The sequence below is a fragment of the Falsigemmobacter faecalis genome (genome assembly GCF_003863335.1).
Classification (GTDB): Bacteria; Pseudomonadota; Alphaproteobacteria; order Rhodobacterales; family Rhodobacteraceae; genus Wagnerdoeblera; species Wagnerdoeblera faecalis.
The window spans coordinates 20303-30891 of the sequence record NZ_RRAZ01000042.1 but is presented as its reverse complement, the minus strand read 5'-3'; the positions used below and the strand labels follow the sequence as shown (position 1 = coordinate 30891).

Below are 10589 nucleotides of genomic sequence, written 5' to 3'. Positions count from 1 at the left end.
TGGTCAGGACAGCGAAATCAGCGCCTTACTTGGGAAATGTGGGCTAGTACCTGATCCAGCATCTCGCGATGTTGAGCCGTTACACAGACCCGCGCGTCGATATCCTCAGCTTGCGCCAAAGCCCTCACAACGGGTGCCATTTTGATTGCTTCCGGCCGTGTGCCGAACACAGACAATACACGTATCATACTTTCTCCTTATTAGGGAAATACCCACTATGTCAGTTCTCGAGGAATACTAATGAGTTATTATAGAAAATCTCAGCCGATGAAATTTTTACGGACAGATAGGCGTGTACAATTTCAATCTCGCGAACTAATCGTGGTAATCCGCTATATGCCGATGAAGATTTCTATAATCAAGGCAGATTCTCTTCATTGTTCCTCTTGCGAGTAGGGATAAGCGTGGCCCCGCCTATCTTATGAGCGGATGCATTTTTATCCCCATTGGGCCTTTCTGTGAAAGAAACTTCAAGTCATAATATTTCTGCCATCAGTCACCCCAAGAGCATTAGCGAAGTGTCGCTGACCAATCGAAGAGATTTTTTGCACTTTATCTAGAATGCGGAAATGAAGTCCTTCGTTCACTCCAACTCTACTTGCCATGCCTCGCCTTGCGTTGATTTTTTTACGTTAAACGCTCACGTAGGTGCGTTTAACCGGGATCTTTTGGTTTAAAAAGAAAAAAACGCAAATATTTGGGCAACGGGATACTTTTTCGTTCTCTCGTCACATCATCGCCTGTGAGGTAAACCTTGCAAGTACATCGGACAACGCGACAACATACTATACTTTAGTATAATACGAGCCATTGTGTTTGATCTGCTTTTTTAAGTAAAATTTTTATATCAATTTTTGGTTATGAAACATTGCCCAAATATTTTAAAATAGTTAGTATAAATGATGTGAATTACTTTAGCATTCCAAATTGAAACTGCGGTTACAGCATAAAATATTTTATCTCACGTGTCGGAACAAAACATTTTTTCCTTCTACCCGTATTATTTCAACAAACCTTTGATCTGCCTGCAGCAGGAAAGTCCCAGATGTCCCTCTCCCTGATCCTTCTCGCTGCCGGCCAGGGCAGCCGGATGCAATCCGATCTGCCGAAGGTGCTGCATAAAGTGGCCGGCGCGCCGCTGTTGCATCATGCGATGACGGCCGGGCGGCAGCTGAGCCCGGGCAAAACCGTGGTGGTGACCGGCCATGGCGCGGAACAGGTGGCAGCCTCGGCGCGCGCCTTTGACGAAGAGGTCAGCGTGGTTTTGCAGGCCGAGCAGCTGGGGACCGGCCATGCTGTGGCGCAGGCCGCCGAGGCGCTGCGCGGGCAGAGCGGCGATGCGATCGTGCTTTACGGCGATACCCCCTTCATCCGCGCCGAGACCCTGGAGGCGATGCTGGAGGCGCGCGCGCGCCATGCGGTGGTGGTTCTTGGCTTTGAGGCGGCAGATCCCGGCCGCTATGGGCGTCTGATCCTTGAGGGGGAGACGCTGTCTAAGATCGTTGAGTTCAAAGACGCCTCGGAAGCCGAGCGCGCGGTGCGTCTGTGCAATTCGGGCGTGATCTGCGCCGACACGGCCACGCTCTTTGATCTGGTGGCAGCGGTCGGCAATGAGAATGCCTCGGGCGAATATTACCTCACCGATATCGTGGGTCTTGCGCGGGCTCGCGGACTCTCGGCCGGGGTCGTGCTTTGCGATGAAGCCGAGACCATGGGGATCAACACCCGCGCGGAGCTCGCCAAAGCTGAAGCCGCCTTCCAGGCCCGCGCCCGGGCTGAGGCGCTGGATCTGGGCATCACGCTGACCGCGCCGGAGACGGTGTTTTTTGCCCTCGATACCGTGGTCGGCCGTGATGCGGTGATCGGGGCGAATGTGGTTTTCGGGCCGGGTGTGACCGTGGAATCCGGCGCGGAAATCAAAGCCTTCTGCCATCTGGAAGGCTGCCATATCTCGCGCGGGGCCACTGTGGGCCCCTTTGCCCGTCTGCGCCCGGGCGCAGAGATCGGCGAAGACGGTCATATCGGCAATTTCGTCGAGGTGAAAAACGCGATCCTCGGCGAGGGCGTGAAGGTGAACCATCTGACCTATATCGGCGATGCTGATATCGGGGACGGCACCAATATCGGCGCGGGCACCGTGACCTGCAATTACGACGGCGTCATGAAGCACCGCACGGTGATCGGCAAAAACGCCTTCATCGGCTCGGACACCATGCTGGTGGCGCCGGTGAAGGTGGGCGACGGCGCGATGACGGGTTCCGGCTCGGTGATCACCGAGGATGTGCCGGCCGGTGCCGTGGCGCTTGGCCGGGCGCGGCAGGTCAACAAACCGGGCCTTGCCACGCGGCTTTTTGAAAAGCTGCGCGCCATTAAGGCAGCCAGGGGCTGAAACATCATTTCAATAGGTTGATTGCCCCGGTTTTGGCCGGGGTGGCTCGACGTCAGTGCTTGTTTTAAACACCATTTCACCATCGGCCCCCGAACGGCGGCCCGTTTAACAGGAGTTCTCTCATGTGCGGTATCGTCGGCGTTCTGGGACATCACGAAGTGGCCCCTCTGCTGGTTGAGGCGCTGAAGCGGCTGGAATACCGCGGCTATGACAGCGCAGGGATTGCCACGATCAACGGCGGCACGCTTGATCGCCGCCGGGCTGTCGGAAAGCTGGTGAACCTCTCGGATCTGCTGGTGCATGAGCCGCTGGCCGGGAAGGCCGGGATCGGTCACACCCGCTGGGCCACCCATGGAGTTCCTTCCGTGGGCAATGCCCATCCGCATAAGGCGGGCCCGGTGGCCGTCGTGCACAACGGCATCATTGAGAACTTCCGCGATCTGCGGGCCGAGCTGGCCGCCGCGGGCTATGCCGCGCAGTCTGAGACCGACACCGAGGTCGTGGCACTTCTGGCGCAGCGCGAACTGGCAGGCGGTGCGGATCCGGTGGAGGCCGTGCAACGCACGCTGAAGAAGATCCACGGTGCCTTCGCGCTTTGCTTCCTCTTTGAGGGCGAAGAGGATCTGATGATCTGCGCCCGCAAGGGCAGCCCGCTGGCCGTCGGCCATGGCGAGGGCGAGATGTTCGTGGGCTCGGACGCCATTGCGCTCGCGCCGATGACCGACCGCATCACCTATCTCGAAGAGGGCGACTGGGCGGTGATCACCCGCGAGGGCGCAGTGATCCGCGATGAGGCCGATCAGATCGTTGAGCGCCGCATGACCCGTGTGGCGCTCGATTCCGTGCGCATTGAAAAAGCCGGTCACCGCCACTTCATGGCGAAAGAGATCGCCGAGCAGCCGGTGGTTCTGGCCGATGCCATCAGCCGCTATTCCACCCCTGAGGGTGCGCTGAACCTGCCGGAGGGCCTTGATTTTACCGGCATTGACCGGGTCATGCTGGTGGCCTGTGGCACCGCCTCTTACGCCTGCCATGTCGCGAAATACTGGTTTGAGCAGGTCGCGGGTCTGGCGGCGGAGATCGATATCGCCTCAGAGTTCCGCTACCGCGATCCGGTGCTCTCAGAGCGCTCGATGACCATCTTTGTCAGCCAGTCGGGCGAGACCGCCGATACGCTGGCGGCGCTGCGCTATGCCAAGGGCAAAGTGGCGAAAGTGGTCTCGGTGGTGAACGTGCCGACCTCTTCGATTGCGCGGGAAAGCGATCTGGCGCTGCCCATTCATGCGGGCGTCGAAGTGGGCGTGGCCTCGACCAAGGCCTTCACCTGCCAGCTGGGCGTTCTGGCGCTGATGGCGCTGAAAGCGGGGGCAGACCGCGGCCGTCTGGACGCCACGGCGCTGGCCGCCCATCTCGAGGATCTGCGCCGTCTGCCGGGGCTTCTCAATGTCTCTCTGGCGCTCTCTGAGCCGGTGACGGCGCTGGCCGATGAGCTGGCCCGCGCGCGCGACATCATCTTCCTTGGCCGCGGGGCGATGTATCCGCTGGCGCTCGAAGGTGCGCTGAAACTCAAAGAGATCAGCTACATCCACGCCGAGGGCTATGCCAGCGGCGAGCTGAAGCACGGCCCCATCGCGCTGATCGACGACCAGGTTCCGGTCATCGTTATGGCGCCGCGCGACGCACTTTTTGAAAAGACCGTCTCGAATATGCAGGAGGTCATGGCGCGCTCGGGCAAGGTGCTGTTGCTCTCGGATGCGCAGGGTATCGAAGAAGCCGGCCCAGGGGTCTGGCAGTCGCTGACGCTGCCGGAGGTGCCGCCGGTCTGGGCGCCGATCCTTTATGCGGTGCCCGCACAGCTTCTGGCCTATCACACCGCGGTCGCCAAAGGCACCGATGTGGATCAGCCGCGCAATCTCGCGAAATCGGTCACGGTGGAGTAACCCCTATGGCAGTCAAACTCTTTGGCACCGATGGCGTGCGCGGCACCGCCAATCAGTTCCCGATCACCGCGGAAGCGGCGCTGAAACTCGGGATCGCGGCGGGCAGCTTCTTTCGCCGCGACGGGCGCAACGGCCACCGCGTGGTGCTTGGTAAAGACACCCGGCGGTCGTGCTATATGCTGGAAAACGCGCTGGCCGCGGGGCTCTCGTCGGCGGGGATGAATGTCATCCTGCTGGGGCCGGTGCCGACGCCTGCGGTGGGCTTTCTCACCCGCTCGATGCGCGCCGATCTGGGCGTGATGATCTCGGCCAGCCACAATCCGGCCCAGGACAATGGCATCAAGTTCTTCGGCCCGGATGGCTTCAAGCTGCCCGACGCCGATGAAGCCAGCATCGAGGATCTCTTTGAGAACCAGCCCGAAGCGGTCGCGCCCGACCAGATCGGCCGTCTGCGCCGCCTCGAAGACGGCCGCGGGCGCTATGTCGAATTTGCCAAGACCACCATCAATGGCGCGCGCTTTGACGGGCTGAAGGTGGTGGTGGACTGCGCCAATGGCGCGGCTTACCGCACCGCCCCTGAGGCGCTGTGGGAGCTTGGTGCTGATGTGGTGCCGATGGGTGTCTCGCCCGATGGCTTCAACATCAACCTCGACTGCGGCTCCACCCATCCCGAGGCCGCCGCCGCCATGGTGAAGGCCACCGGCGCGGATCTCGGCATCTGTCTGGATGGCGATGCGGACCGCATTATCCTGATCGATGAAACCGGGGCGGTGGCGGACGGCGATCAGATCATGGCGCTCTTTGCCGAACACTGGGGCGCAGAGGGCAAGCTGAAGAACGGCGCCCTGGTCGCGACCGTGATGTCGAACCTTGGCCTTGAGCGCTTCCTCGAAGGTAAGGGGCTGAGCCTTGAGCGCACCAGAGTCGGCGATCGCCATGTCGTTGCGCGGATGCGCGAGGGCGGCTTTAACCTTGGCGGTGAGCAGTCGGGCCATATCGTGATGTCGGACTATGCCACCACCGGCGATGGTCTGATGGCGGGTCTGCAGTTCCTGGCGCTGATGACGCAGACCGGGCTGCGCGCGAGCGAGCTGGTCCGCCGCTTCACCCCGGTGCCTCAGGTGCTGCGCAATCTGCGGCTCGACACGTCGCTGTTGCAGCGCCCGGAGATCTCCGCGCTGATCAAAGCCCAGGAGAGCCGTCTGGGCAAAACCGGCCGCATCCTGGTGCGTCCCTCTGGAACCGAGCCGCTCATCCGCGTCATGGTTGAGGCCGAGGATGAGGATTTGATATGGACAGTTGTCAGTGAGATTGAACATACTTTGCTTAAAAGTATTTAAAAATATATAAATATGGCAATCTATGAGCATTATTAAAAATTAATGCTCATAAATCAGTTGTTTCAAAACATCCGATAATCTTGCCTTATCGGGCATGTTTAGCACATCAAATCGCATCCAGCCCGGAGGCTTTTTTGTGCAGAACAGGGTATGTGGCAATCGCTCATGGCCGCCCTCGCTTCTCATACCATTTCCGACAGAACCCGAGGAATGCAGCGTCCGGGTTCTTCGGCATTTCGGTTGCCCATGAGCGCCACTCGTGCTCGATCATGCGTACATCCCACCCCGGCGCAAGCGCGCGTGCCAGGTCGTAGGTATCGCCGTCCAACGTAGGGATAGGCGCGTGTGTCACTACCTGTACTGACACTGTCCCACGGTTCGTAAAGATCACCATGTCACGGCCTTCATCCAGATTGATGTCATAGTCCGGGATATGCCCGTGAGCTTTGTTCTCCGCGATGATGCCTGTGACCATGCGACGGAATTCTTTCAGTTTTGCTGAGGACCCGCATTTATTATGGAGTTTTTCCAGCCCGATGGACCATGAGGCCTGCGCACCGCAGTGCTTGCGGGCGATCTCATAGATCCGCCGCTCCAGAGGTTTTCGGAGACGGAAATAGTCCCGGTGCAGGGTCAGAACCTCTCGCGACCGGATCGCATTGAAGACCCAGTCCGAAAGCTCTACCTCGACCTCCTGCATACGACCGTCTCTGCTTTCCCGGGCGATGCGGAAGCGGTTGATCAGGCCGAAGCCATCAATCTCTTCGATACCGCCTGTCGTGATGTTGGTTGTGATCGTGGTCCCGCGCAGGCGCTCCATAGCCGCTTTGAGTTGTTCGTAGCCACGCCCGTCTGTCCCGCGGTTCGTCGCCGTCAAAAGCTCATAAGCCTTGAACCGCACTATGCGGCTGATCTCCCGCCCCTCATTGAGCGCGGCCACGCACTGGCTGATACAGTAGATCAAGACATCACGATCATGGACCGTGGCCAGCCCCTTCACCGAGGGCGTTATCTCAATGAAGAGGCTGCTCCGATCGCCATATTGACGAACGTTCAGATCAGGACGTGTCGCGATAGAGAATACAGGGTGCTCCATGCTGGCCATGTCAGCCTTAAGCGCTGCATCAAAGATATCGCAGACGAAAAAATCACCCTGCTGCATCCGATCCGGCAGCAAGGGTGACTTCGGATTGCTCACGCCTCCGGCCATCGCTCATCTTTCGTGTTATCACCCACCCAACGATAGTTCGTGTTATCATCCACCACCGTCAAGAAGTTTCGTGTTATCACACACCATTTAACGTGTTATCACACACTATACTTCGTGTTTTCACACACCGCACATGAAAATTTCATAAATTATAACAATGACTTATGGGATATATTTTACCCTTAACACTATATAACACATATTTAACACTAGATTGGCTCGGGACAAGTGCAGTTACAGACTTCTGTCCCTAACGAACAGAAAGGGGAGTAGTTGCGCAGCAACCTCTGCCATATCGGCCCCCCAATTCATTCCGGCCGGGAACGCCGACGCTTTCTTCTTCAAAAGCCGGGCGTCATCGAGACTGCTGCGGACCGCCGCCTCTGTGGGATCCCCCTTTCTTCGCCGCATGGCAGCCGCCACGACCCATGCGGTCAGAGCCCCTGCGCCCACAGCGACGGCCGCCCAACCACGCGTACACACCTCGGTCAGAAACACGGCCAGCGGCGCCTTTTAAGCGCCATTCGGATCTGTAGGAGAGGACGCGCTTGATAAATGCGTAAGCGCGCAAACGGGCCACACTCCCGCTCGAGATCTCTCAGCGCCTGCTGCAACCGGTCAGGACCGCCGGACAGATGGCGCTCAGGCATCACGGTCGCCCAGGTGGCGAGGTCGCGGCAGAGCTCCGGCTCGAACGGACCCACGAGAAGATGATCCGCCTCCATCGCAGGCCCAGCCGCTCGCTTGCTTCGCGGCAGAGATCCGCTCCGGCGATGTGTTCAGCCGTTCGGGCGCAGATGAAACCGCCGCCGCAACTCTGTGACATTGCGGGTCAGGGACAAGCCAACTGCCCAAGTTCTTCACGTGGAGAGCACTCCCCAAGAGCCGCAGAAAGGCCGCACGCTGGCGAGGGGCTGCTGACAGCGCCCGCAACTGAGCCACCGTCGCCCGCCACGTCAGTTCCCGAAGGTCTTTGCTGATGGCTGCTGGGAAGGTCCCGAACCAGTATGACCTGCCGCCCGCAGTGCAGCCAGTCAAAGCCCTCAGAAGCAGCCAATTGACGACAAATTAACGATGAAAGTGCTGGAATTCGTATAGTCGCCCCAGCCGCATTCACACAGCTTCTGGGGCCGGTCTCAGCCTTGCGAAACGGTGGTTTATCGTAACAACACCAATGTCGCCGTTCGGATAAAAGGCAAAGCAGGCTAGGTTTCCAAGGGCTTCCGCCGGTCCGCTGGCTAAGGCTGACAGATCAAGACGCTTCCGGCCGGGGACGGAAATATGCTGCAGATCACTGCGCCAGGCGTCCCCATACCAAAGCCCGTTGTTCGGACCGATCGCCAGCCTGCCGTGCCAGGACTGCTCTACCTCAATCCGGCGCTACAGCTTTCCGTCTGCGTTGAACTCAAAGATCCCGCCCCGCAGATCGTTATCCTCCTGAGCGCGGATATTGAGATAAAAGCTGCCCGCCGCATCCACCGCAATTGCGGTGACCGAAGGCCAGGCCTTCACCATCGGATCATGCGCAATGGCCTGTGCAAGAAGGCCCGTCACCCGCCGCTGCTCTTTCAGGTCCGCACCGAAGAAGGTGACCTGATCAGGCACGGGCGTGGGACCCGATGAGCCGTGCCCATGACTCTCTGTCGAATAAACCGCGATGCCCCCCTGCGAGGTCAGGGCATAGGCAGAGTTCCAGCCACGGGTCTCGCTTTCGGTTTTGACGGTTTCCAGCAAGGCACCGCTTTCGAGTGAAGCCCGGTGAAAGCTGCGATTTCCGGCGAAAATCAGATCACCACCGGGCCTCAGGGCGCAGAATTTACCCTCATAGCCCTCACCCTGAGGGTAATGGGTGATGAACTGACCTTCAGGGCCAAAGACATAGATCCGGTCGTCGTTATCGACCAAAGCCGCGCGGCCCAGACTGTCGATGCCGGATGTTGAAGACATGATCCCGGAACTGGCCGGGGCCCTCGCCGCCGACATTGAACAACACGTCAGCGCCCTTCTTCGGGCCGCCCGGTGTCTTTCCTGCTCTGCGATTGAGGCCTAGGACGCTCGCCGCAGCCCCCGCAAGGCGATGCCCCCCAGCCCGAGACCGATGGCGCGCCGGTTGCTGAGGCGGGCTCGGGAAAGGGGGCGGGGCCGTCAGGAAAGCGGTGCTCAACAATGACATGCTGGCGGCCTTTCGCCTCGATTACGAATTCGGCCGCGCAATGGGTGCAGCGCCCCAGAACATGCCCCTCGGCCGAGGTTTCCAATCTGACCTGCCCGCCGCAATCCGGGCACTTCAATCGCTTCATAACAATGCCTTACTCTTCAAACTGGTCGCGACGACTGAGCCGCTGGCTCACCCGCGCCAACCCGGACAAGCGCGGTTCTGTCAAGCGGAACCGGTCATCTTCCGGGCGGCTGCTCTGTTGCTGTGTCCCGTTTTTTACAGAAAGTCTTCAACCGGAGATGCCTTGGCAAACGCGGTGCTGAGATTACCCGTTGCATCGGCTCGCCGCTCACATGCTCAGGGGCGCCCGCGCTTCTCGAACCATTTCCGGCAGAACCCCAGAAACGCCATCTCCGGGTTACGAGGGGCCTCTGTCGCCCAGGCACGCCACTCTGCCTCAATGTAGTGCACGTCCCAGCCCGGGGTGGCCTCCCGCGCCATCTCATAGACCTCTGGATCGAGGGCGGGGATTGTGATGGTCTGGACCACCTGCACAGGCATACTGCCCCGGTTGATGAAAACGACCATGTCGTTTTCATCAACCAGCGCCATGCGGTAGTCGGGCAGGTGATCCGTGGCCACGATCTCGCGGATCGCCTGTTTGAAACGCTTTGGCTGGCTGGTGGAGCCGGTCTTGAGGAGCAGCTTGTCAAGAGAGACGCGCCACTGCTTCTGCTGGCCACAGTGCTTGCGCGCCAGCTCATAAAGGCGCCGCTCAATCGGTTTGCGAAGGCGGAAATAATCGCGGTGCAGGGTCAGGACTTCGTTCGATCGGATCGCGCTGAACACCCAGTCCGACAGCTGGATCTCGCAGGATAAAAGCCGCCCGTTCAGGCCGTGGGTCCGCTTGGTGGAGGTGGCATTGATCAGGCCAAAGCTGTCGCTTTGCTCCTCTGCGCCAGTGCGGATGTTGGTGCGGATCCGCGTTCCTTCCAGCCGGTCGAGCGCATCAATGAGCGTCTGATATTCCCGCCCCCCCGTGCTGCGGTTGGTGAAGATCAAAAGCTCACGCGAGTTCAGCCGCACGCGCGGTGAGACCTCTTCGCCGCGCTTCATCTTGGCGACGATCTGGCTGATGCAGTAGATCAGGATGTCCTTGTCGTAGATCGTCGCCAGACCTTTGACGCTGGGAATGACCTCAATCCAGTCCTCGCCGTTTAGGTAGCGCCGGATGCTCGTGTCAGGCTTTTTGGACAGCGAGTAAATCGGATGCTCCATCTGCTGCATCACGTCTTTCAGAACCGCGTCCGAGACGTCGCAGATAAACAGATCATATTGAGGATGACGATCCGGAAGCAGGGCTTGGTTTGGCTGATCGCTGTCCATAGGTCCTGCCTTCGTGTTATCGGGTTCGCTCCGAATATTCGTGTTATCAGGTTCCAAATTCAGGATATCAGGTGCCAAAGTTCGTGTTATCAGGTTCTTATGCGTGAATTAAGAACCTGATTATATTGGGTAAATTCGGCAAAAATTGCTCCTTAACACTATATAA

At 59.0% G+C, this 10589-nt stretch carries 6 protein-coding genes; 3 read left to right on the top strand and 3 right to left on the bottom strand.

Annotated elements, in window-relative coordinates; all coding sequences use genetic code 11:
• Nucleotides 1-1045 precede the first annotated feature (1045 nt).
• The 3 genes from glmU (at nt 1046) to glmM (ending at nt 5669) form a co-directional block, all read left to right on the top strand.
• The gene (gene glmU / locus EG244_RS18215) at nt 1046-2389 is read left to right on the top strand and encodes a bifunctional UDP-N-acetylglucosamine diphosphorylase/glucosamine-1-phosphate N-acetyltransferase GlmU (RefSeq protein ID WP_124966600.1); all 1344 of its coding nucleotides are present in this window, start codon (nt 1046-1048) and stop codon (nt 2387-2389) included.
• A 122-nt stretch (nt 2390-2511) separates the two neighbouring features.
• A complete protein-coding gene (gene glmS / locus EG244_RS18210; protein ID WP_124966599.1) occupies nt 2512-4329 on the top strand; it encodes a glutamine--fructose-6-phosphate transaminase (isomerizing) in 1818 nt (605 codons plus the stop codon).
• Between the two features lie 5 nt (nt 4330-4334).
• Nucleotides 4335-5669 carry a phosphoglucosamine mutase gene (glmM, locus tag EG244_RS18205; RefSeq protein WP_124966598.1) on the top strand — a complete coding sequence of 445 codons (1335 nt, stop codon included), beginning with the start codon at nt 4335-4337 and terminating at the stop codon, nt 5667-5669.
• 163 nt (nt 5670-5832) lie between these two features.
• Here glmM and trfA read toward each other — a convergent pair whose 3' ends face one another.
• The 3 genes from trfA to EG244_RS18190 all read right to left on the bottom strand — a co-directional run bounded on the left by trfA (nt 5833) and on the right by EG244_RS18190 (nt 10501).
• A complete protein-coding gene (trfA, locus tag EG244_RS18200) occupies nt 5833-6879 on the bottom strand; it encodes a plasmid replication initiator TrfA (RefSeq protein WP_124966597.1) in 1047 nt (348 codons plus the stop codon).
• Between the two features lie 1380 nt (nt 6880-8259).
• A complete protein-coding gene (locus tag EG244_RS18195; protein WP_124966596.1) occupies nt 8260-8826 on the bottom strand; it encodes a hypothetical protein in 567 nt (188 codons plus the stop codon).
• 568 nt (nt 8827-9394) lie between these two features.
• The gene (locus tag EG244_RS18190) at nt 9395-10501 is read right to left on the bottom strand and encodes a replication initiator protein A (RefSeq protein ID WP_233589064.1); all 1107 of its coding nucleotides are present in this window, start codon (nt 10499-10501) and stop codon (nt 9395-9397) included.
• Nucleotides 10502-10589 lie beyond the last annotated feature (88 nt).

Coding starts and splice junctions, on each gene's coding strand:
- glmU (WP_124966600.1), top strand. CDS start 1,046: ATGTCCCTCTCCCTGATCCTTCTCGCTGCCGGCCAGGGCAGCCGGATG.
- glmS (WP_124966599.1), top strand. CDS start 2,512: ATGTGCGGTATCGTCGGCGTTCTGGGACATCACGAAGTGGCCCCTCTG.
- glmM (WP_124966598.1), top strand. CDS start 4,335: ATGGCAGTCAAACTCTTTGGCACCGATGGCGTGCGCGGCACCGCCAAT.
- trfA (WP_124966597.1), bottom strand. CDS start 6,879: ATGGCCGGAGGCGTGAGCAATCCGAAGTCACCCTTGCTGCCGGATCGG.
- EG244_RS18195 (WP_124966596.1), bottom strand. CDS start 8,826: ATGTCTTCAACATCCGGCATCGACAGTCTGGGCCGCGCGGCTTTGGTC.